We start from the raw sequence: 22520 nt of genomic DNA, 5'->3' as shown, positions 1-22520 counted from the left end.
CCTCGTCCATCATGGTTTTTTCGGCCCGATATTTCCGCCTGTTAGCGGCGCTTTGCATTGTAAGCCCGGCACCTGCTCTGGCGGATATTCCGCAGCCGGTGCGGGCGATGGTGGATGCCGCCATCGCGACCGGCGATGCGGCAAAGGTCGCAACCGTCATCGAGATCGCAAAGGCGACCAATCCCGATGATGCGGCGGAACTGGATGCGATCAAGGCCGGATTTGCCCACAAGCAGCACGAACTGGCGCAGGCGAAAGCACGCGAGAAAGAGGCTCGCATCCGGTCCGCCGGCCTGTTCGAGAACTGGTCGGGCAGCGGTGAAGTGGGCGCATCCTTTGCTTCGGGCAATAGTGACAATACCGGCGTCACCTTGGGTATTGAACTGAAGCGCAAGGGCATTGAATGGAGCCACAAGCTGCGCGGCACGCTGGACTATCAGCGCTCCAACGGCGCCACCACGCGCGAGCGCTATTTCCTGTCCTATGAGCCGCGATACCAGATCAACGACGGCCTGTTCGCCTATGGCCTGACCCAATATGAGCAAGACCGATTTCAGGGTTTCGCCGGTCGTTATGCCGCATCTGGCGGGCTGGGCTATACCGTGCTCGATGGCGATGGCGTAACGCTGGCAACCAAGCTCGGCCCTGCCTTCCGCCATACTGAATATCTCGATGGGTCGGGAGAAAGCAGGCTAGCCGTTCTGGCCGGCATGAATTTCGACTGGCGGATAACCGATCGCCTGAAGCTGACGCAAGATACCAATATGGTGGCCGAAACTGGCAGTGAAGCGACCGTGATCGTCGATTCCGCCAATACCACCATTAATCTGGTCACCGGGCTGGAGGCAAAGATCAGCAGACGCCTTTCGACGCGGCTGTCATTCAATCTCGATTACAACAGCAATCCGCCGACGGATTCCGTCAGCACGGATACGCTTTCGCGTTTCACTCTGCTCTACGGCTTCTGATCCGGCCGCACAGCCCTCTCGACTTCGGGCGAGGGCGGCGGCAAGGGGGAGCTATGACCCGCTTCTCTTTCACTATCGACGCAACTGACGGCAAGGCGCGTACCGGCCGCATCAACATGCTGCGCGGCGAAATCCGCACGCCCGCCTTCATGCCGGTGGGCACAGCTGCCAGCGTCAAGGCCATGAAGCCTGAGGATGTGCGCAAGACCGGCGCCGACATCATCCTGGGCAATACCTATCATCTGATGTTGCGCCCTTCGGCTGAGCGGGTGGCGAAGCTGGGCGGGCTTCACAAGTTCATGAACTGGCATCGCCCGATCCTTACCGACAGCGGCGGTTATCAGGTGATGAGCCTTTCCGACCTGCGCAAGATTACCGAAGAAGGCGTCAGCTTCCGCAGCCATCTTGACGGTTCGAAGCATATGCTCACGCCCGAACGCTCGATGGAAATCCAGCGCCTGCTGGGCTCGGACATCGTGATGGCCTTCGACGAATGTCCGCGCGCGGATCAGTCGCGTGACGTGATCGCCCGCAGCATGGAAATGTCCATGCGCTGGGCCAAGCGCAGCCGGGAAGGGTTCGACAGCGGGGAAGATCACGCTGCCCGCTCAGCCCTGTTCGGCATCCAGCAGGGCGCGCTGGACGAAGACCTCCGTCGCCAAAGCGCCGAGGCACTGACGGAAATTGGTTTCGACGGCTATGCGATCGGTGGCCTCGCGGTGGGTGAGGGGCAAGAGGCGATGTTCGCTACGCTTGATTTCGCACCGGGCCAGCTTCCTGCGGACCGCCCGCGCTATTTGATGGGCGTCGGCAAACCCGACGATCTGGTCGGTGCGGTGGAGCGCGGGGTAGACATGTTCGATTGCGTGCTTCCCACCCGGTCGGGCCGCAACGGACAGGCCTTCACCTGGAACGGCCCCCTCAATTTGCGCAACGCCAAATATGCGGAAGATGCCGCCCCGCTGGATGAACGCTGCACTTGCCCGACCTGTGGCACCTATAGCCGCGCCTATCTCCACCACCTGATCAAGGCAGGCGAGATTCTGGGCGCCATGTTGATGACGGAGCATAATCTCTCCTTCTACCAGCAATTGATGCAGGCCATGCGCGATGCAATCGGGCAGGGGCGCTTTGCTGCCTTCGCCGCCGACTTCCGCCGTGATTATTTGCGCTGATCAGGTTCTGGACGAAGCACTCGCCGGTCGCGGGCGGATGCGCTAAGGGCGCGGCATGGCGGAACGATTTGAACGGCACAAACAGGCTTGGACCTCTGAGGAGATCCAGAAGCTCCACACTCTGGCGAAAAAGGGCATGGCCCTTAAGGCGATTGCCAAGGCACTGACGCGCAGCGAAGAGTCAGTGAAGCAGCGTGCCAAGGCCGATGGGCTGAATATCGCGAAGAAGCGCTGATGTTGCGTCTTTCCGGACTGACCTTGCCGCTCGACCACGAGCCAGACGCGCTGCCTGCTGCCATCTGCGAGCGATTGGGCATTGAGCGCGAGGATCTGCGGGAGTTCACAATCTTCCGGCGCGGCAACGATGCAAGGCGACGCAACGCCATCCTGCTGGTCTATACTGTGGATGTCGTCCTGGCGGACGAGGGCGGAGTGCTGGAACGGTTCGCGGGCGACAAGGACCTCCGTCCGACCCCTGATATGACCTACCACCCGCCTGTGACAGCCCCGGAAGGCTGGTCGGGCAAGCGGCCGGTGGTGATCGGGGCCGGGCCGTGCGGGCTTTTTGCGGGCCTGATCCTGGCCCAGATGGGTTTCCGCCCGATCATTCTGGATCGCGGCAAGGTTGTGCGCCAGCGCACCAAGGACACCTGGGGCCTATGGCGGCGCTCCGAATTCAACCCGGATTCCAACGTCCAGTTCGGGGAAGGGGGCGCCGGCACCTTTTCCGATGGCAAGCTCTATTGCCGGGTAAAGGACCCGCGCTTCCTCGGCCGCAAGGTGCTGGAGGAATTCGTTCGCGCCGGTGCGCCCGACGACATTCTGTGGGAGGCCCATCCCCATATCGGCACCTTCCGACTCGTCACCATGGTGGAAAGCATCCGCCGCACCATCGAGGAACTGGGCGGCGAATATCGCTGGCAGACACGGGTGGACGACATCGCGCTGGACCATCTGCCTGACGCGCGGCGGCAATTGCGCGGGCTTTACCTGCAGGATGGCAGCTTCCTTGAGGCGGATCATGTCGTCTTCGCCATCGGCCATAGCGCGCGGCCGACTTTCGAGATGCTCCATCGGCAGGGTGTCCATATGGAAGCCAAGCCGTTCTCGATCGGCGTCCGCATCGAACACCCGCAAAGCTGGGTCGACCGTGCGCGCTATGGCAATTGCGCGGGCCATCCCGACCTCGGCGCGGCAGCCTATAGTCTGGTGCATCACTGCGCCAATGGCCGTTCGGTTTACAGTTTCTGCATGTGTCCGGGCGGGCGCGTGGTGGCCGCGACTTCCGAGGAAGGGCGCGTGGTCACCAATGGCATGAGCCAGTATTCGCGTGCCGAATTCAATGCCAATTCAGGCTTGGTGGTCGGCATCGAGCCGGAACGCGATTATCCCGGCGGTCCGCTGGCGGGCATCGAATTTCAGCGCCATTGGGAATCGCTGGCCTTCGTTGCTGGCGGATCGACCTATGCCGCGCCGGGCCAGAAGGTGGGGGATTTCCTGGCCGGGCGGCCTTCGACCGAGATTGGACAGGTGCAGCCTTCCTACAAGCCGGGCGTCACCATGACGGACCTGTCGCAATGCCTGCCCGCTTTCGCCATTGAGGCAATGCGCGAGGCACTGCCGGTCTTCGGGCGCCAGATTGCCCGTTACGATGATCCCGATGTGGTGATGACGGGCGTGGAAACCCGCACATCCTCTCCGGTGAGGATCACGCGCGGCAAGGATTTCCAGAGCCTCAATACGGAGCGCCTGTTCCCCGCAGGCGAAGGCGCGGGCTATGCTGGCGGGATTCTCTCGGCGGCCATTGACGGGATTAAGGTGGCCGAGGCCGTGGCGAGGAGCATTGTAGCCGCCTGATTTCTGCGACCTCGGGGCATCGTCTACCACAGGCCGCCAACCCGAAAGGCATGGGGGCATGAGCACAAACGAAAAGGGCGGCCCCGCAGGACCGCCCTTTCGCTACGCAATCCCCGGAAGGATCAGCGCGAGTAGAATTCGACCACCAAGTTCGGTTCCATGGTGACGGGGTAAGGTACCTCGTCCAGGCTCGGAACGCGGGTGAAGGTCACCTTGTCGGTGCCATCGACCGACACATAGTCGGGGATGTCGCGCTCGGGCAGGCCCTGAGCTTCGATCACCAGCGCCATTTCCTTGGCCTTGCTGCCCAGGCTGATCACATCGCCAACCGTCACGCGGCGCGACGCGATGTTGCACTTCACGCCATTCACGCGGATGTGGCCGTGGCTCACCAGTTGGCGGGCAGCGAAGATGGTCGGCGCGAACTTGGCGCGATAGACGACCATGTCCAGACGCTGTTCGAGCAGGCCGATCAGGTTCTGACCGGTATCGCCCTTCATGCGCGACGCTTCCTGATAGGTGCGCTTGAACTGCTTTTCGGTGACGTCGCCGTAATAGCCCTTCAGCTTCTGCTTGGCGCGGAGCTGCAGACCGAAGTCGGACATCTTGCCCTTGCGGCGCTGGCCATGCTGGCCCGGGCCATAGGAACGGCGGTTCACGGGGCTATTCGGGCGGCCCCAGATGTTTTCGCCCATGCGACGGTCAAGCTTATGCTTGGCGCTCTTGCGCTTCGACATATGTCATCTCCAATTTGCGGACAGGCCCAATGCCTGTCTTTGAACCCGGCACGCACCGATAGACCTCATGTCCATCGCGGCCGCCGCTTCACCGGGGTGCGGGGCCAATCGAAAAGCCGCCGACAAAAGCCAGCGGCCCCGAAGTGAGCGGCGCCAATGGCCGCTCGCGAGTGAATTGTCAATGCCAGTGGCGGATTTGCTCAGCCGCCGCCCATCTTCGAAGGATCGAAGGATGAATTGGCACCGCCTGCAGCGTTCCGGCCCATCTCGTCGAGCCCCTTCTTGGTCGCAGCGGCCTGCTGGTCCCATTGGGCCTTGGTCATGCAGATGCGGTTTACCTTGGTGCGCGACCCGGTAACCTTGTCCTTCCTGCAGATCATCTTTTCCTTCTTCGGCGCTTCCTGGCTTTCGCCTTCAGCGGCCGAAACCCCCGTTGCGGCGGTCAGCACCAGCAATGCGAGCAGACAGCTCTTTTTCATGATCCTCTCCAGTTCGTGGAAATTTCTTATCTGAGGATAACAAATCGAACAGCACGGTCAAAGTAAACGCTGGAGTCTTTTTGTATCAGATTGTCTCAGCCATCGTGCCTCGCCCGCTTCAACGGGCGCGATAGGGCTGACAGAACTCCGCGCAGAGTGCGAATTTCAAGATGATTCCATGCTGGCTTGGTCAGTACGTTCCGCAAGGTCAGCCGCGTGGCCTCCGCGCGGCTCTCCGGAAAGAAGTAGTTTTGCGGTTCGAGCAGTTCCTCGAAATGTCCGATCAGCCCCTCCAGTTCTTCCTGCGGGGCAGGGGGAAGGTGTTCTTCCAGGGTCGGCACGGCAAGGTTGCGGTGTTTGGACCACTCATAGGCACACAGGATCACGGCCTGAGCAAGGTTGAGCGATGCGAATTCGGGATTGATCGGCACGGTGACGATGGCGCGAGCGACTGCAACGTCTTCCGTTTCCAGTCCGGACCGTTCCGGTCCGAACAGATAGGCGCTGCGCCCCGCTTGAGTGGCGATCTCGCGCGCGGCCTCTTCAGGCGTCAGCACGGGCTTGGTCACGCCCCGCTTGCGGACGGTGGTGGCATAGACATGCGCGCAGTCCGCCACGGCCTCCGCCACGCTGGGGTAGACCTTCGCGCCTTCCAGAACGACGTCCGCACCCGATGCGGCCGGACCAGCTGCAGGATTTGGCCAGCCGTCACGCGGCGTGACGAGGCGCATTTCGGCAAGCCCGAAATTGAGCATCGCGCGTGCCGCCTTGCCGATATTCTCGCCCAGCTGTGGGCGCACGAGCACGATGACCGGCGGTTCAGCCTCCATCGCCGTCCCGGCTCCCGATATCGCGCACGCTGCTAGCGAATTCCTCGAAATCGCGCGCTTCGGAAAAGTCCCGATAAACGGAAGCAAAGCGGATATAGGCGACGGAATCGAGCTGGCGCAGCCCGTCCATCACCATCTCACCAATGCGCGATGAGGCGATCTCGCCTTCGCCCAGCGTTTCGATCTGGCGCTGGATGCCCGAGACGAGCTGGTCAAGCCGCTCCTGCGAGACCCCGCGCTTGCGGCAGGCCAGGGCGACCGAACGCTCAATCTTGCTGCGATCGAAGGCTTCGCGTTCGTCGTCGCTTTTTACCACGGTGACTTCACGCAATTGCACACGTTCGAACGTAGTGAACCGCGCGCCGCAGCTTTCGCATTGGCGGCGGCGCCGGATCACCGTGTTGTCCTCGGTAGGCCGAGAATCTTTCACCTGACTGTCGTCATGTGCGCAAAATGGGCAGCGCATTGCTCAGTCCCTCAGCGCCCCGGATAGACCGGGAACGCCTCGCATAGTTCGGTCACGCGACGGCGGACGCTTTCTTCCACCTGCGCGTCTCCATCTTCGCCATTCTTGCGCATGCCATCCACCACTTCGGCGATCAGTTCACCGACCTTGCGGAATTCTTCCGGACCGAAGCCGCGCGTCGTGCCGGCAGGGGTGCCCAGGCGGACGCCAGACGTGACGAAGGGCGAGCGCTGGTCGAACGGAATGGCGTTCTTGTTGCAAGTCAGCCAGGCGCGATCGAGGCCCTTTTCGGCCGCCTTGCCGGTAACATCCTTGCGGGTGAGGTCGACCAGCATCAGGTGGTTGTCAGTCCCGCCCGAGACGATGTCGAGGCCCTGTTCCTGCAGGCTGGAGGCCAGCGCCTTGGCATTTTCCACGATGCGCGCGGCATAGGCCTTGAACTCGGGGCGCAGGGCTTCCTGAAAAGCCACGGCCTTGGCTGCGATCACATGCACCAGCGGGCCGCCCTGCATACCGGGGAACACCGCCATGTTGAACTTCTTGGCCAGATCCTCGTCATTGGTAAGGATCACGCCCGAACGCGGGCCGCGCAGGCTCTTGTGCGTGGTGGTGGTCACCACATGGGCGTGGGGGAAGGGCGAGGGGTGCGCGCCGCCGGCGACGAGGCCGGAGAAGTGCGACATGTCCACCAGCAGGTAAGCGCCCACTTCATCCGCGATCTCGCGGAAGCGGGCAAAGTCCCAGTGGCGCGGATAGGCAGTGGCCCCGGCGATGATCAGCTTCGGCTTATGCTCGCGCGCCAGCTTGGCGATCTCGTCCATGTCGAGCAACTGGTCTTCTTGTCGCACGCCATAGGGCACCACGTTGAACCACTTGCCGCTCATATTCACGGGCGAACCGTGCGTGAGGTGGCCGCCCGCCGAAAGGCTGAGGCCCATGAAAGTATCGCCCGGTTCGAGCAGGGCCAGGAACACTGCCTGGTTCATCTGGCTGCCGCTATTGGGCTGAACATTCGCGAATTCGCAGCCGAACAGCTTCTTCGCGCGTTCGATCGCCAGGTTCTCGACAATGTCGGCATATTCGCAGCCGCCGTAATAGCGCTTGCCCGGATAGCCTTCGGCATATTTGTTGGTGAAGACCGAGCCGGTTGCCTCAAGCACGGCAGGCGAGGCGATGTTCTCGCTCGCGATCAGTTCGATCTTGTGGCGTTGGCGGCCCAGTTCCTTCTGGATCGCTGCGAAAACCTCGGGGTCCGACTGTTCCAGCGTATCGTGCCAGAAGTGCTGCAAAGCCTCGGAAGTGGCGGCGTTGGCGCTGCTCATGTAGTTCAGTCCTGCGGAGGGTTGGTAAGCTTGTCGACGCGGGGGCCGTGGCGGCCGCCAGCGAAATCGGTGCCAAGGAACGCAGTGATGCATGCCCTTGCCATATCGGGGCCGGTAAGCCGCGCACCCATCGCAATCGCATTGGCATCATTATGCTCACGCGCGAGGGAGGCCGAGAGCGGCTCTGACACGAGCGCGCAACGCAGCCTGGGGTGGCGGTTGACCGCGATGGAAATGCCGATGCCGGAACCGCACAGGGCAATGCCCCGCTCTGACGCACCGGATGCAACGGCTTCCGCCAGCTTGTAGCCGTAATCGGGATAATCCACCCGGTCGGCCGTTTCCGGGCCGAGGTCGTCCACCTCATGGCCCTGTTCGCGCAGCCAGTTTGCAAGCTCTGCCTTGAGCTCGACCGCTGCATGATCGGAGGCAATGGCTATCTTCATGGCGCGCACATAGGGATTTGATTCGCAAGGTGCCACCGCAAAAGCGCTTTGTTCCCCAGTGGAACGCCTTTACCTCCGCCAAAAAGGGAGGAATGGATGACTGAGGAAGATTATCACCGCTATATCGACGCCTTCAACGCACGTGATTACGACGCGCTGGAGACCTTCTTCGCCGACGATTTCGCGCTGGAGAATGCGGGCTTCCGCGTGCAGGGCAAGCCTGCATTCCGGGCCTTCTACGCCTTCTTCCATGAATTTTGCCGCGAGGAAGTGATCTTCAAGGAGTTCTTCCCGGGCCGAAACGGCTTCGTCTCGAATGTAGTGATCCGCTTCACCGGAATAAAGAATCTGTCCGCCGATGTGCTGGACGAGAGGGGCTATTCAGGAATGAGCGTGGTGCCTGAAGGCGTCTCGGTCGATGTGGAATTCTACATCCACTATATTCTGAACAAGGCAGGGAAGATCCAGTTCATCAAGGGAGCGGTATGGGTGCCGGAGGCTCCCGCCCAAGGATAAGATCGACCGCCTTCTCGCCGATCATGATGCAGGCGAGATTGGGATTGCCGCGGGGTAGGGCGGGCATCACCGAAGCATCGGCGATCCGCAAACCGTCCACTCCGCGCACTCGCAGGTCGCCGTCTGCCACTGCCCCGTCATCGGTGCCCATGCGGCAGGAACAGGCCGGATGCGCCCGATGAGTGGCCGTGGCACGGACGAACTCTTCCAGTTCAGCCTTGGTCTGGCGCCGGGAACCCGGCAGGTTCTCGCGCGCGATCAGCTTGGCGAGCGGCGCCTGTTCATAGATATTGCGAGTTAGTCGGATCGACTGGATCATGCCTTCCATGTCGCCGGGTTCGGCAAACATGTTGAGGAAGATGCGCGGTGGATCGCGGGGATCGGCGCTGCGCAGTCTGACCCAGCCGCGCGACTTGAGCGGCAGATAGCCCGTGCGGACCGAAAGGCGCGAGACCGGCTTGGCCTGCACGCCCGGCATCCACAGGCGCGCATCGCCGCTCAGCGGCAGGCACATCATCTGCACGTCTGGCCGGTCTGCGCCGGGCTGAAGGCGAGTGAAGATATTGGCCAATGTCCCGGTCCATCCGAATGGGCCCTTCCCACCGGCATACCACTGCGCGGCGGCGATGGCCGCCCGGTCCAGCCGGAGATAAGAGGTCAGGCCCGCATCGCCTGTCAGGTCCCATTCGTTGATGACCACCGGATGGTCGGCCAGGCCCTGTCCCACGGCGGGCAGGTCATGGACCGGGTCTATGCCCAGGCCGCGCAGTTCGTGCGCGGCGCCGATGCCGGACAGCATTAATATCTGCGGGGAGCCATAGGCCCCGGCTGACAGGACGATCTCGCTTGCCGCCTCGGCGGTTTCCTGCCGTCCGCCCCGGACATATTCCACCGCGACAGCCCGTCCGCCACGCAGGACAATGCGTGTCACCAGAGCGCCAGTGGTGATAGTGAGGTTGGGCCGCCCTATTGCCGGGCGCAGATAGGCGCGGGCAGTGCTCGCCCGGCGTCCGCCCGCCACGGTGGATTCCATGTGGCTGATGCCATCCTGCTCCGCACCGTTGGGATCGTCGCACCACCCAATTCCGGCCGCTTCGGCGGCGGCGCGGTGTTCGTCCCATAGCAGGTCCGGCCCTTCCATCAGGCTGATCCCGACCGGGCCGGAGCCGCCATGCCACGCGGTTTCCCCGCGCCAGTGGCTCTCCAGCTTGCGGAAATAAGGCAGAACTTCGGAAAAGCTCCACCCGACAAGGCCCTGTGCGGCCCAGTCGTCATAGTCGCGGCGATTGCCGCGCACCGCGATCATGGCGTTGATGGATGAAGTGCCGCCCAGAGTCCTCCCGCGCGGTATGCCGAGGCGGCGGCCGCCAAGCGCGGGCTCAGGTTCGGATTCGAACTGCCAGGTACCGATCCTGCCTAGCGCAACGCGCGGAAACGCGAGCGGCATGATCTGCAATGGATGCCGGTTCGGTCCGCCAGCTTCCAGAAGAAGCACGGAAATCGCCGGATCTTCGCTCAGCCGTGCGGCAATGACCGCGCCGGAAGACCCCGCACCGATAACGATGTAGTCAAAACCTCTCCCCATCGGCGCATCCTGCCTGCGGGATGGGTGGCAGACAAGAAAAACCCCGCCGAAGCGGGGCCTTTCCTCTTACTGATCCAGGAAGCTGCGCATCTTCCTCGAACGGCTCGGGTGCTTGAGTTTCCTCAGCGCCTTTGCCTCGATCTGGCGGATACGTTCGCGGGTAACCGAGAACTGCTGGCCTACTTCTTCCAGCGTGTGATCGGTGTTCATGCCGATGCCGAAACGCATGCGCAGCACGCGTTCCTCACGCGGGGTGAGGCTGGCCAGCACGCGGGTGACCGTTTCCTTGAGGTTGGACTGGATAGCTGCATCCACCGGGATGATCGCGTTCTTGTCCTCGATGAAATCGCCGAGGTGCGAATCCTCCTCGTCGCCGATGGGCGTTTCGAGGGAGATCGGCTCCTTGGCGATCTTCATCACCTTGCGGACCTTTTCGAGCGGCATGGAAAGGCGCTCGGCCATTTCCTCCGGCGTCGGCTCGCGGCCCTGCTCGTGCAGGAACTGGCGGCTCGTGCGGACCAGCTTGTTGATCGTCTCGATCATATGGACCGGAATACGGATCGTGCGGGCCTGATCGGCGATCGAACGGGTGATCGCCTGACGAATCCACCAGGTCGCATAGGTGCTGAACTTGTAGCCGCGGCGATACTCGAACTTGTCCACCGCCTTCATCAGGCCGATGTTTCCTTCCTGAATCAGGTCGAGGAATTGCAGGCCGCGATTGGTGTACTTCTTGGCTATGGAGATCACGAGGCGGAGATTGGCTTCCACCATCTCCTTCTTCGCGATGCGCGCTTCGCGTTCGCCCTTCTGCACCATATTCACGATGCGGCGGAACTCGTTCAGGCTCATGCCGGTCGCGGCCGCAATGTCCGAAATTTCGGCACGGATACGTTCCACGCCCTCGGCTTCCTTCTCCGCGAAGGCCGCCCACTTCTTGTCCTTTTTCGCCATGGCGGCGAGCCAGGCATCGTCCAGCTCGTTGCCGACATAGGCTTCCAGGAAGTCGCCGCGCTTCACCTTGTGGCGTTCCGCAAGGCGCAGCATCTGGCCGCCCAGCGCGGTGAGGCGCCGATTGAAGGCGTAGAGATTGTCGACCAGATATTCGATCTTGGTCGCGTGGAACTGCACGCTCTCCACCTCGGCAGTGAGGTCTTCGCGCAGCTGTTCGTATTTCTTTTCCTTCGCGGCGGGGAAGTCCTCGCCACGACCGAGCGCGTCGACGCGCTCCGCCTGGATCTTCTCGAACTTCTTGAACAGGTCGGCGATGCGGGCGAAGCGTTCCAGGGCCTCTGGCTTCAGCGCAGCTTCCATCTGGGCGAGGGAGAGGGTGTTGTCTTCCTCGTCCTCTTCTTCGCGGCGGCGCGAACGGCCTTCGCCGTCTTCGCCGTCCTCGTCGGAATCGGCCTCTTCCTCTTCCTCGACCTCGTCGTCTTCCTTGTAGGAAGGACCAGCAGTTTCCTCGCTGATTTCGCCGTCGTCGTCGCCTTCTTCCTCCATGCGCTCGACCGGAGGCTCCTTGGAGAGCATGGCGTCGAGATCAAGGATCTCGCGCAGCTGCATCTCGCCATTATTGAGCGCTTCGGACCACTGGATAATGGCGTGGAAGGTGATCGGGCTTTCGCAAAGGCCCAGGATCATCGTGTCGCGGCCGGCTTCGATGCGTTTGGCGATGGCGATTTCACCTTCGCGGCTGAGCAGTTCCACCGCGCCCATTTCGCGCAGATACATGCGCACCGGGTCATCGGTGCGCTCGCCGGTGCCGGCCTTGCGTGGGGCTTCGGGAACATTGCGGCCTTCGTCGGCCTCGTCAGGCGAGTTTACCTCGTCGACGTTATTGTCTTCTTCCTGGCCTTCCGCGTCTTCATCACTCTCGACGATATTGACGCCCATTTCCGAGATAGCGGACATCACGTCCTCGATCTGCTCGGAGGACAGTTCGTCCTGCGGCAGAGCCTCGTTCAGTTCGTCATAAGTGATGTAGCCGCGGCGCTTCGCCTTCGCGATGAGCTTCTTGATCGAAGCTTCGTTGAGGTCGATCAGCGGGGCATCATCGTCTTTTTTATCGGACATATGTGTCGCTTCTAGTCCTGTTGCCTGCTCTCCCGTGCCTCAGCATGAGGCTCGGCGGGAGCGGTTTCCGTTACCGATTGTCCGGCGCGTTTGCTGGCCATTTGCCCGAGTCGCCGCTCAAATTCCAGCTTTCGTTTGAGCAGGCGCTGCTGCTCCTCGAAAGCCTCCTGTTCGAAGGTCTGTTCGAAGCGTCGAGTTGCGTCAACGAGCGCGGCCTCAAGTGCCGGCCTTTCGACCAGCAAAGACACCGCTTCGGCCAGGTCTTCGCGCGCGCCTTGCGGATCGGAACCTTCCATCAGGAAGGAAAAGCGAGTTTTATCCGGCGGCGGAGCGAAGTCTCCTTGCGCCGATATGGGCATTTGCCCGCCTATTTCAAGCGTGTCGGCAATATCTAGCAAACTATCGATTGCCGCGGCAAAACGCATGTCGTCCGGAGTCAGCCTGCCGAGTGCTTCCGCATGGCGGGCAATCTCGCCCGGATGGCGTGCAAGTCCGGCAATCACGGCCTGCGCCAGCCGGTCACGCGCGCCGCCGGAAACGAAGGACTGCAACTGCGTGCGTGCGGTGTCCGACAGGGCGGGGCGTACCTGTTTGCCCGGGAATTGCCCACGCCTGCCAGCATCTCCGCTATTGGAGCGTTGGGGCGTAAATTCGCGCTTGGGGAAGGCGAAGGCGTAGAAGCGGTCAAGCAACTCACGGCGATAGAGGGACTTGATGTCCTTGTCCGCGATCAGTTCGACATGTTCGATCAGGCGCGCACGCAGCCCGGCCTTGTCTTCCGGCGTGCGGAGCGGGCGAGCATCGCGCTCATGCTCCCAGATCGTATACAGCAAGGTTTGCGGATTGGCGAGCAGCTTTTCCATCGCCGCCGCGCCCTGTTGCTTGATCAGATCGTCAGGATCCAGTCCGGTCGGAAGGCGTACGATGCTGAGCGAATGACCCGGATGGAGCAAGGGCAGGGCGCGGGAAATCGCACGCATGGCGGCGCGCTGGCCTGCCGCATCGCCGTCGAAACACAGGATGGGAACATCGACTAGGCGCCAGAGCAGGCCGATCTGTTGTTCGGTCAGCGCCGTACCCATCGGAGCAACGGCGTCTGCGATTCCTGCCGCCGCGAGAGCGATGACATCCATATAGCCTTCGACCACCACGATGCGGTGCGATTGGCGTGAAGCAGGTCCGGCGCGATGCAGATTATAGAGCGTACGCCCCTTGTCGAAGAGAGGAGTATCCGGTGAATTCAGATATTTGGGTGCGTCTGTTTTCGCCGCTTCGAGGATGCGGCCGCCAAAACCGATCACTCGCCCGCGCGTATCTTCAATCGGAAGGGTTAGGCGGCCACGGAAGCGGTCGTAAGGTTCCTTGCCTTCGACTGCGATCCGCATGCCGGACTCGATCAGCATGGCCTCCGGGAACTTGTCCCCCATTGCAGTCTTGAGCGCCTGGCGGCCTTCCGGGGCATATCCGAAGCCGAAACGCTCGATCGTATGGGCATCGAAACCGCGCCCCTTCAGATATTCGCGAGCTTTCGTGCCTTCAGGCGACAATAGATTGTTTTTAAACCATTCCTGCGCGGCGGCGGTGACGTCATGCAGCCCGGCACGCTGTTCAGCCTGGCGCGCGGCGCGCGGATCAGGTGCGGGCACTTCCATGCCTGCCTCGGATGCCAATTCCTTCACGGCATCCATGAAGGAGAGGCCGCGCTGGTCGGTCATCCAGCGAATGGCATCGCCATGCGCACCACAGCCGAAGCAGTGGTAAAAGCCCTTCTCGTCATTGACGGTGAAGCTGGGCGACTTCTCATTATGGAAAGGGCAGCACGCCTTCCATTCGCGTCCGGCCCGCTGCAGCTTGGTGGTGCGCGAAATCACGCTCGAAAGCGTGATGCGTTGCCGCAATTCATCAAGCCATTGGGGACTGAGCATGGTGGGGGGAATGTGCCCCTGCACCCCGCCCGAGTCGAGGGCGGGGGCGCTTAATTCGGGGGATCAGCCGAAGCTGGCCTTCACCAGCCCGCTGGCCTTGGACATATCGATCTCGGTGCCGTGGCGCTCTTTCAGCGTGGCCATCACCTTGCCCATGTCCTTGATGCTTTCTGCACCGAGTTCGGCCTTGATCGCGGCGATTGCCGCCTTCGTATCCTCTTCCGACATCTGGGCGGGCAGGAATTCCTCGATTACCGCCAACTCGCCCTTTTCCTGCTCGGCAAGCTCGGTGCGGCCGCCCTGTTCGTAGAGCGTGATCGATTCGCGGCGCTGCTTGGCCATCTTCTGCAGAACGTCGATCACCAGCACATCGTCATTTTCCGGTGCAGTGCCGGTGCGCAGCTCGATATCGCGGTCCTTGATCTTGGCCAGGATCAGGCGAACGGCGGCAAGGCGAGGCTTGTCGCCGCCCTTCATCGCGGAAACCTGAGCGGATTTGATCGTATCGCGGAGCATTTTGTATTACTTTCCTGTGGATGTTTCGCGCCCCAGATGGGGGAGTGTCGCATGGAATGCAACATTCGCACATGCAGCAGGTTGACGCGGCGGGAATGCAGGTCTAGCCGCCGAGCCTTAGCGACATCGCCGACAACAACTTATAACGGAGCGCCCCATGGCCGACCCCGCACCTTCTGCTGCGCAACCTAAAGGCGCAACCGGAGTCCTCGTTCTTGCGGACGGCACTGTCCTGTGGGGCAAGGGCTTCGGCGCCACTGGCAGCGCAGTAGGCGAAGTGTGCTTCAACACCGCGATGACCGGCTATCAGGAAGTGATGACCGATCCCTCCTATGCCGGGCAGATCGTGACCTTCACTTTCCCGCATATCGGCAATGTCGGCGCGAATGACGAAGACGTCGAATCGCATGTCCAGGGCGCGGTGGGCTGCATCGTGCGCGAAGACGTGACCGAGCCGTCCAATTTCCGTTCCACCGGCAAATATGGCGACTGGCTGGCCGCGCAGGGCAAGATCGGTCTCGCCGGTATCGATACTCGCGCGTTGACCCGCCGAATTCGCCTGCAGGGCGCACCCAATGCCGTGATTGCGCATGAAACTTCGGGCAAGTTCGACGTTCCTGCGCTGCTGAAGCAGGCACAGGAATGGCCGGGCCTTGAAGGGATGGATCTGGCCAAGGTGGTGAGCCGCCAGGGCGAGGAAGAATGGAAGGGCGGCGCATGGTCGCTCGGTTCGGGCTATGCTGCCGAACCCGATGGCACTCGCCCACATGTCGTTGCGCTGGATTTCGGCGCGAAGGACAACATCTTCCGCAATCTGGTGAAGGCTGGCGCCCATGTGACGGTGCTTCCCGCGCAGACTTCGCTGGATGAGGTGCTGGCACACAAGCCTGCAGGCGTGTTCCTGTCCAACGGGCCGGGCGATCCGGCGGCGACCGGCACCTATGCCGTGCCGGTGATCAGGGGGCTGCTGGAGCGTGATGTGCCGATCTTCGGCATCTGCCTCGGCCATCAGATGCTTGGCCTTGCGGCCGGGGCGAAGACTTCCAAGATGCATCAGGGCCATCGCGGCGCGAACCATCCGGTGAAGCGCCTGGCAGATGACGTGGTGGAAATCACCAGCATGAATCACGGTTTCGCGGTCGACAACACGAGCCTGCCGGCGAGCGTGGAGGAAACCCACGTCTCGCTGTTCGACGGCTCCAATTGCGGCATTGCGATCAAGGGCAAGAAGGCGTTCGGTGTGCAATATCACCCCGAAGCCTCGCCGGGCCCGCAGGACAGCTTCTACCTGTTCGAGAAATTCGTGGGGATGTTGGGGTGAAGAGTTTTCGCGTGAAAACGGCTCTTTGGGCAATTATGGCAACCTGCCTCGGGGCAGTTGCCATTCCGGGCGCTGCTGCGGCGCGGGAGCTTGAGAGCCTGCTTCCCGTAATCCCGACGGAACTGCACGCTGCGAAGGCGGGGTATAACACTCCGGCCTGCTCGAGTTTGGATCGCTATTTTATCGGCGCAGTGTTCGAAGACGTCGAATATAATGATGGGATGCTTGCCTTGGCGAGGCAGGCGGCAAGTGCCTACGCGGGCGGCAAGGACGCTCTGCTCCCGATCGACGGGGATCTGTTGCTGCGCGCGGTCGACGTGAATAACGAAGCCGAATTCAGGCGCTTCCTCGCTTCACTCAAGGATGACGACAAGTTCAACAAGGATGTCATGGTTGCCTCGGTCGCGAAATCGACGAGGTTTTCCGGTGTGGACGCACAACTCGACACCTATGATGAAGATTACATAGAGATTTTTGCGGAAACGTCAGAGGTGGCCTGTGGCCAGCGCTGAAGTCTATTTCCTGCAAGTGGGCTTCGGGCGCGCTGATCGCCCGCAGTCCGGGCATCGCCGCGCTGTGGATGCCCAATTCTTCTCCGAGCCCCTGCCCGTATTCGCCCAGATAGAAGGCCGCTGAATGCCCAAACGCACAGACATCTCCTCGATCCTCGTCATCGGCGCCGGCCCGATCATTATCGGCCAGGCCTGCGAGTTCGACTATTCCGGCACTCAGGCAATCAAGGCGCTGAAGGAGGAGGGCTACCGCGTGGTCCTCGTCAACTCCAACCCCGCCACGATCATGACCGATCCGGAAATGGCCGACGCCACATATGTGGAGCCGATCACGCCGGAAATCGTCGCCAAGATCATCGAGAAGGAACGGCCCGACGCCCTGCTGCCCACCATGGGCGGGCAGACCGCGCTCAACTGTGCGCTGGCCCTGTTCAATGACGGCACGCTGGAGAAGTTCGGTGTCACCATGATCGGCGCCAATGCCGATGCGATCGACAAGGCGGAAGACCGCCAGCGTTTCCGCGAGGCGATGGACAAGATCGGCCTCGAAAGCGCGCGTTCGGGCGTGGCGCACACGGTGGATGAAGCGTTCAAGGTGCTGGAAACCACCGGCCTGCCTTCGATCATCCGCCCCAGCTTCACGCTGGGCGGTACGGGCGGCGGCGTGGCCTATAACAAGGCCGAGTTCGAGAAGATCGTCCGTTCGGGCCTCGATGCTTCTCCCACCACCGAAGTGCTCATCGAGGAATCGCTGCTCGGTTGGAAGGAGTATGAGATGGAAGTCGTGCGCGACAGGCACGACAACGCCATCATCATCTGTTCGATCGAAAACGTCGATCCGATGGGCGTCCATACGGGCGATTCCATCACTGTCGCGCCGGCGCTGACGCTGACCGACAAGGAATATCAGATCATGCGCACCGCCAGCATTGATGTGCTGCGCGAGATCGGGGTGGAAACGGGCGGGTCCAACGTCCAGTTCGCGGTCAATCCGGCCGATGGCCGCCTGATCGTGATCGAAATGAATCCACGCGTGTCGCGCTCTTCGGCGCTGGCCTCAAAGGCCACTGGCTTCCCCATCGCCCGCGTCGCGGCCAAGCTGGCCGTGGGCTATACGCTCGACGAGATCATGAACGAAATCACCGGGGCTACCCCGGCGAGTTTCGAGCCGACGATCGACTATGTCGTCACCAAGATTCCGCGCTTCGCCTTCGAAAAGTTCAAGGGTGCCGAGCCGCTGCTCTCCACCGCGATGAAGTCGGTGGGCGAAGTTATGGCCATTGGCCGCAACTTCAAGGAAAGCATGCAGAAGGCCTTGCGCGGGTTGGAAACCGGGCTGGACGGCTTCAACCGTGTGCTGGAACTCGAAGGGGCAGGGCGGGACGAAATCACTGCGGCCCTTTCCAAGCAGACGCCGGATCGCATCCTCAAGATCGCGCAGGCCTTCCGCGAAGGCTTCACCGTGGAGGAAATCAACGCGATCACGCATTTCGATCCGTGGTTCCTGCGGCATATCGAAGAGATCATTGCCGAGGAAAAGAAGATCGGTACCGATGGCCTGCCCGGCGACGCCGCGGGTCTGCGCCGCCTGAAGGCGATGGGCTTTTCCGACAAGCGCCTTGCCACGCTGGCCGTGCGCTCCGTGCATGTCGCGGGTGGGCTGGGCGAAACCCAGGCCAAGCGTTCCGGCCTGCTGCATGACGCACTGCGCGCCATGGCCGGTGCCACCAGCGAGGAAGAAGTGCGCGAGTTGCGCCACAAGCTGGGTGTCCTGCCGGTGTTCAAGCGCATCGACAGCTGCGCGGCCGAGTTTGAGGCAGTCACGCCCTATATGTACTCGACCTATGAGGCGCCGACCTTCGGAACGCCCGAGACCGAGGCAATGCCTTCGGATCGCAAGAAGGTGGTGATCCTAGGTGGTGGCCCGAACCGGATCGGGCAGGGCATCGAATTCGATTATTGCTGCTGCCACGCCTGTTTCGCGCTGGCGGAAGACGGGTTTGAGACCATCATGGTCAATTGCAACCCGGAAACCGTTTCGACCGACTATGACACGTCGGACCGCCTGTATTTCGAGCCGCTGACGGCAGAGGACGTGCTGGAAATCCTGCGTGTCGAGCAGTCCAACGGCACGCTGGTTGGCGTTATCGTGCAGTTCGGCGGGCAGACCCCGCTGAAACTGGCGCAGGCGCTGGAAGATGCGGGCATTCCGATCCTGGGCACTTCGCCCGACGCCATTGACCTTGCCGAAGATCGTGAGCGTTTTGCCGCCCTCGTCAACAGGCTCGGCCTCAAGCAGCCCGCCAATGGCATCGCACGTAGCCGCGATGAAGCCGTGGCGGTGGCCAATCGCATCGGTTACCCGGTGCTGATCCGGCCGTCTTACGTGCTGGGCGGCCGCGCGATGGAAATCGTCGACAGCGAAGCGCAGCTCGATGACTATATCGCCACGGCAGTGAACGTCTCGGGCGACAGCCCCGTGCTGATCGACCAATATCTGCGCGACGCTATCGAATGCGACGTGGACGCGCTCTGCGATGGCGAAAAGGTCGTCGTGGCAGGCGTGATGCAGCACATCGAAGAGGCAGGCGTCCATTCCGGCGACAGCGCCTGCACGCTGCCGCCTTACAGCCTTCCGGCCGAGATCATCACAGGCATGGAACACCAGGCGGAAGCTCTGGCCATGGCGCTGGGCGTGAAGGGCCTGATGAACATCCAGTTCGCCGTGCAGGATGGCGTGGTCTACCTCATTGAGGTGAACCCGCGTGCCAGCCGCACGGTGCCGTTCGTTGCCAAGGCCATCGGTCAGCCGGTCGCCAAGATGGCGGCGCGCGTTATGGCCGGCACCAAGCTTTCCGACCTTCCTGCGATCAAGCGTGAAGTGCCTTATATGGCCGTGAAGGAAGCTGTGTTCCCCTTCGCGCGCTTCCCCGGCACCGATCCTGTCCTCAGCCCGGAAATGAAATCTACCGGTGAAGTCATGGGAATCGATACGGATTTCCCGATTGCCTTTGCAAAATCCCAGATGGGTGCGGGCATGAAGCTGCCGCAGGGCGGCACGGTGTTCGTATCGGTCAAGGGTACGGACAAGCCGGTGATCGTGCCGGCAGTGAAGCTGCTGATCGAACTCGGTTTCCGGATCGTCGCGACCGGCGGCACACAGCAATACCTTGCAGAGCAGGGCCTTGCGGTGGAGCGGGTGAAGAAAGTGGCCGAAGGCCAGCGCAATATTGTCGACATGATCGTCGATGGTGAGATCGCGCTGATCTTCAACACTACAGAAGGTTGGCAGAGCCTGAAGGACTCCCAGTCGATCCGCGCTTCGGCCTTGGAAATGAAGCTGCCATACTACACGACGGCGGCGGCATCCGATGCCGTGGCCCGTGCCATTGCGGCACTTAAATCCAGCCAGCTTGAAGTGCGCTCGCTTCAAGACTATTACAGTTCGTGAAAGCGCGTCCCCCAAACAATCGAGCGCCTTAGAAAACCGTCTCCACGCAAACTGCGTGGGGCCGGAAGGAAGGCTTTAACGGTTGATCCGGGGGACGAGACGATAACGGCTCAGGGGTTGTTGAATGGAAAAAGTCCCCATGCTGGCGGAAGGCTACGAAATGCTGACCGCCGAACTGCAATTGCTGCGTGCCGAACGGCCGAAGATCGTGGATGCGATCGAAGAAGCGCGCGAACATGGCGATCTTTCGGAAAACGCGGAATATCATGCCGCGAAGGAACGTCAGGGCCAGGTTGAGGCCCAGATTGCTGACCTTGAGGACAAGGTCAGCCGTGCGCAGATCATCGATCCTGCTACGCTTTCGGGCGACCGCATCATTTTCGGTGCGACGGTCACGCTGCTTGATGAAGACGACAAACCGAGCCGCTACCAGATCGTTGGCCAGACAGAGGCTGACGTTAAAAAGGGCCGGATTTCGTACAATTCGCCCCTCGGCAAGGCTCTGATCGGCCGCAAGGTGGGCGAGGAAGTGGAAGTGACCGTTCCATCGGGCGACCGCTTCTATCTCGTCGACAAGATCGAGTTCATCTGATTTCGCCGGCGGCTCAGACCGCCAGCGATTTTCCTGTGATGTAATTAACGCTCGTGTCGCTGCCGATTTCAGAATCGCGGCGATGCGAAGCTGTGTGCCCAGCGCGCTTGCAGGTGGGTTGGGAAGTGGCGCTTAAGCAATCCCGTCTGGGCAATGGTGGCCCCGGTGACAGAGGCGAAGCGCAATTCGCGCAAAGTCACTCCATCGCCGGCGCCGGAATTACCGAATTACTGGCCGGGGAGCGTAGGCTCCAGCAGGCGGTGCAGATGGACGATGACGTATTTCATTTCCGCGTCGTCCACAGTGCGCTGCGCCCAGCCGCGCCAGGCTTCCTCGGCGGCGGCATAATTGTCAAAGAACCCCACGACGTGGATGTCCTTGAGGTCCTGGAATTCGCAAGTCATGGGATCGGTCACCCGTCCACCCATGACGAGGTGAAGAAGCTGATTGGCCATCAATTCGCCCTGTTAGAATGCAATGAGAGGTCATCTCTCGCATAGAGAGATTTGCAGGGCGCTGGCAAGCCTTGGAAGGCAGAGTTCCGCCTATTCAGAGGCGGGAATCTCTGCTTCTGCCTCGACTGCGGGCTTTTCGGGGGCCAGCTTGCGCTTCAACCTGGCCGCGCCATCGGAAATGACGCCGCCAATCTGGCCCAACCGGTCGCGCGCAGGCTCGCTTGCACCGTCGGCTGCTTCCATCGCCTGCCTGCCATACAGGATGCCGAGTTCGGCGATCCCGGCGATCATGCTCACGGCATTCTTGCTGAGGCGGCGAGTTGGCGAACGCGGGATCAGGGTGCTGAGAGCCACGCCGATGGCAAGCCCGCCTGCGATCAGCATCAAGGGATGTTCGCGGGCAACGGAAGTAAGCCGGTCGCGCGCAGCAGCGGCGCCTTCAGCCAGCGCGCCGCGTTCAACCTGGCGGGCCTTCCCGGCCTCGATCCGTTGGCGCAGTTCCATTCTCTTGGCATCACTCATGGTCACTATCCTCGCCGGAGTTCACTGCCCCGTATTCCCCTGTCTTTTCATTGCGCTTCCCGGTCATCCGGGCAAGGCCTGAAAGGATCGGCTTGCGCGCCAGCCACAAACCTGCTGCCGTTGCGGCAGCGGCCAGACCGCTCAGCATGGTCGTGCCGTGGCGGTCAGCAAATTCAATCGCCGCATTGCTTGCTTCGTCGGCGCGCGCACCGATACGGTTGGCGATCCGCTGGCCGATAGCTTCCGGCGTTGCCTCTGAACGGGCATGGGCAAGCTCGGTATAGAAAACCTCGCGTGCAGCGTCGCGCAACGCCCGGTCTTCCTCCAATTGGGCCTCGAGCTTGCGGCTCATGAATTCCCGTTCCCGAATGCTCGTATCATCGCTCTGGCCTTGGCGCGGGCAATCCGCACCAGCACGAATGCCGCAATCAGCAAGGCGCCAAATACGATGCCCGTCGCGCCAAACGCGCCGACCAGCGGCGTGAGCGCCAGGATAGCCCCAAAGACCAGCGCGAATATCGCCAGCACCACCAGCAGCGCGGCAATTCCGCCTGTCACGGCAATGCCTTTGGCCTGTTCCCCTACAAAGGCGGCGCGAGTCTTCTGGAAGGCGATTTCTGCTTCCGCATAAGTGCGGCCATCTTCGAACAAGGAAGACAGTTCGTCCACCAACGTAGGCCCGCCGACATCCTCCTGCCGGTCACCTTCGGGAATATCTTCCACGGAGGCTGGACCGGCAGTCGGATCGTCTGGCGAATGGGCAGTCATGGGG

23 protein-coding genes are annotated in these 22520 nt (G+C 61.8%); 9 read left to right on the top strand and 14 right to left on the bottom strand.

Translation table 11 applies throughout. From position 1 onward, the window contains the following. Positions 1–11: 11 nt before the first annotated feature. Genes SZ64_RS06065 through SZ64_RS06050 form a run of 4 tightly spaced genes read left to right on the top strand, consistent with a single transcriptional unit; the run spans position 12 to position 4000 of the window. Positions 12–968 carry a DUF481 domain-containing protein gene (locus tag SZ64_RS06065; RefSeq protein WP_054532118.1) on the top strand — a complete coding sequence of 319 codons (957 nt, stop codon included), beginning with the start codon at positions 12–14 and terminating at the stop codon, positions 966–968. A 53-nt stretch (positions 969–1021) separates the two neighbouring features. After that, a complete protein-coding gene (tgt, locus tag SZ64_RS06060; RefSeq protein ID WP_054529996.1) occupies positions 1022–2143 on the top strand; it encodes a tRNA guanosine(34) transglycosylase Tgt in 1122 nt (373 codons plus the stop codon). A gap of 55 nt (positions 2144–2198) precedes the next feature. Beyond that, positions 2199–2378 (top strand): hypothetical protein, encoded by a 180-nt coding sequence (locus tag SZ64_RS06055; protein ID WP_054529995.1) that lies wholly within the window; start codon positions 2199–2201, stop codon positions 2376–2378. Next, positions 2378–4000, top strand: coding sequence for an NAD(P)/FAD-dependent oxidoreductase (locus SZ64_RS06050; protein WP_054529994.1), 1623 nt, complete (start codon positions 2378–2380; stop codon positions 3998–4000). The genes SZ64_RS06055 and SZ64_RS06050 overlap by 1 nt, the downstream gene beginning before the upstream one ends. Before the next feature lie 122 nt (positions 4001–4122). On the opposite strand, the gene rpsD is transcribed toward SZ64_RS06050, so the two are convergent. From rpsD to rpiB, 6 genes are all read right to left on the bottom strand, one after another. Next, positions 4123–4737, bottom strand: a complete 615-nt coding sequence (gene rpsD, locus SZ64_RS06045) for a 30S ribosomal protein S4 (protein ID WP_054529993.1) — start codon at positions 4735–4737, stop codon at positions 4123–4125. Positions 4738–4937: 200 nt separating this feature from the next. Beyond that, positions 4938–5216: a hypothetical protein gene (locus SZ64_RS06040; RefSeq protein WP_054529992.1), complete on the bottom strand. Its 279-nt coding sequence runs from the start codon at positions 5214–5216 to the stop codon at positions 4938–4940. A gap of 95 nt (positions 5217–5311) precedes the next feature. After that, entirely contained in the window at positions 5312–6046 is a 735-nt protein-coding gene (locus SZ64_RS06035; RefSeq protein ID WP_054529991.1) for an RNA methyltransferase, read from the bottom strand. Next, positions 6036–6512 (bottom strand): transcriptional regulator NrdR, encoded by a 477-nt coding sequence (gene nrdR / locus SZ64_RS06030; protein ID WP_054529990.1) that lies wholly within the window; start codon positions 6510–6512, stop codon positions 6036–6038. The genes SZ64_RS06035 and nrdR overlap by 11 nt, the downstream gene beginning before the upstream one ends. A gap of 11 nt (positions 6513–6523) precedes the next feature. Continuing rightward, a complete protein-coding gene (gene glyA / locus SZ64_RS06025; protein ID WP_054529989.1) occupies positions 6524–7834 on the bottom strand; it encodes a serine hydroxymethyltransferase in 1311 nt (436 codons plus the stop codon). A gap of 5 nt (positions 7835–7839) precedes the next feature. Further along, the gene (gene rpiB, locus SZ64_RS06020) at positions 7840–8280 is read right to left on the bottom strand and encodes a ribose 5-phosphate isomerase B (protein ID WP_054529988.1); all 441 of its coding nucleotides are present in this window, start codon (positions 8278–8280) and stop codon (positions 7840–7842) included. Between the two features lie 96 nt (positions 8281–8376). Here rpiB and SZ64_RS06015 point away from each other — a divergent pair, with 96 nt between their 5' ends. Further along, positions 8377–8796, top strand: coding sequence for a nuclear transport factor 2 family protein (locus SZ64_RS06015; protein ID WP_054529987.1), 420 nt, complete (start codon positions 8377–8379; stop codon positions 8794–8796). On the opposite strand, the gene SZ64_RS06010 is transcribed toward SZ64_RS06015, so the two are convergent. The 4 genes from SZ64_RS06010 to SZ64_RS05995 form a co-directional block, all read right to left on the bottom strand. Next, positions 8753–10381 carry a GMC family oxidoreductase N-terminal domain-containing protein gene (locus tag SZ64_RS06010; protein WP_054529986.1) on the bottom strand — a complete coding sequence of 543 codons (1629 nt, stop codon included), beginning with the start codon at positions 10379–10381 and terminating at the stop codon, positions 8753–8755. The two genes, SZ64_RS06015 and SZ64_RS06010, sit on opposite strands and share 44 nt — an antisense overlap. Positions 10382–10447: 66 nt before the next feature. Next, entirely contained in the window at positions 10448–12454 is a 2007-nt protein-coding gene (rpoD, locus tag SZ64_RS06005; RefSeq protein ID WP_054529985.1) for an RNA polymerase sigma factor RpoD, read from the bottom strand. Between the two features lie 11 nt (positions 12455–12465). Beyond that, positions 12466–14379 carry a DNA primase gene (dnaG, locus tag SZ64_RS06000; protein ID WP_054532117.1) on the bottom strand — a complete coding sequence of 638 codons (1914 nt, stop codon included), beginning with the start codon at positions 14377–14379 and terminating at the stop codon, positions 12466–12468. A gap of 63 nt (positions 14380–14442) precedes the next feature. Next, positions 14443–14895 carry a GatB/YqeY domain-containing protein gene (locus tag SZ64_RS05995; RefSeq protein ID WP_054529984.1) on the bottom strand — a complete coding sequence of 151 codons (453 nt, stop codon included), beginning with the start codon at positions 14893–14895 and terminating at the stop codon, positions 14443–14445. Positions 14896–15052: 157 nt separating this feature from the next. Between SZ64_RS05995 and carA the strand changes: the two genes are divergently transcribed. The 4 genes from carA to greA all read left to right on the top strand — a co-directional run bounded on the left by carA (position 15053) and on the right by greA (position 20771). Beyond that, the gene (gene carA, locus SZ64_RS05990) at positions 15053–16216 is read left to right on the top strand and encodes a glutamine-hydrolyzing carbamoyl-phosphate synthase small subunit (protein ID WP_054529983.1); all 1164 of its coding nucleotides are present in this window, start codon (positions 15053–15055) and stop codon (positions 16214–16216) included. Further along, positions 16213–16728 (top strand): hypothetical protein, encoded by a 516-nt coding sequence (locus SZ64_RS05985; RefSeq protein WP_156313555.1) that lies wholly within the window; start codon positions 16213–16215, stop codon positions 16726–16728. Before carA ends, SZ64_RS05985 begins: the two co-directional genes overlap by 4 nt. Positions 16729–16852: 124 nt before the next feature. After that, a complete protein-coding gene (gene carB, locus SZ64_RS05980; RefSeq protein WP_054529981.1) occupies positions 16853–20179 on the top strand; it encodes a carbamoyl-phosphate synthase large subunit in 3327 nt (1108 codons plus the stop codon). Between the two features lie 124 nt (positions 20180–20303). Continuing rightward, positions 20304–20771: a transcription elongation factor GreA gene (gene greA / locus SZ64_RS05975; protein ID WP_054529980.1), complete on the top strand. Its 468-nt coding sequence runs from the start codon at positions 20304–20306 to the stop codon at positions 20769–20771. A gap of 227 nt (positions 20772–20998) precedes the next feature. Here greA and SZ64_RS05970 read toward each other — a convergent pair whose 3' ends face one another. The 4 genes from SZ64_RS05970 to SZ64_RS05955 all read right to left on the bottom strand — a co-directional run bounded on the left by SZ64_RS05970 (position 20999) and on the right by SZ64_RS05955 (position 22516). Beyond that, entirely contained in the window at positions 20999–21226 is a 228-nt protein-coding gene (locus SZ64_RS05970) for a DUF4170 domain-containing protein (RefSeq protein WP_054529979.1), read from the bottom strand. Positions 21227–21316: 90 nt separating this feature from the next. After that, entirely contained in the window at positions 21317–21748 is a 432-nt protein-coding gene (locus tag SZ64_RS05965) for a hypothetical protein (protein ID WP_054529978.1), read from the bottom strand. Next, positions 21741–22100: a hypothetical protein gene (locus tag SZ64_RS05960; RefSeq protein ID WP_054529977.1), complete on the bottom strand. Its 360-nt coding sequence runs from the start codon at positions 22098–22100 to the stop codon at positions 21741–21743. The genes SZ64_RS05965 and SZ64_RS05960 overlap by 8 nt, the downstream gene beginning before the upstream one ends. Beyond that, complete coding sequence (locus SZ64_RS05955) at positions 22097–22516, bottom strand: phage holin family protein (RefSeq protein ID WP_054529976.1); 420 nt, start codon at positions 22514–22516, stop codon at positions 22097–22099. Before SZ64_RS05955 ends, SZ64_RS05960 begins: the two co-directional genes overlap by 4 nt. Between the last annotated feature and the right edge of the window lie 4 nt (positions 22517–22520).

Source organism: Erythrobacter sp. SG61-1L (assembly GCF_001305965.1).
Taxonomy (GTDB): Bacteria; Pseudomonadota; Alphaproteobacteria; order Sphingomonadales; family Sphingomonadaceae; genus Andeanibacterium.
Note: the sequence above shows the minus strand (reverse complement) of the source record. Positions and strands in the feature narration are given on the sequence as shown.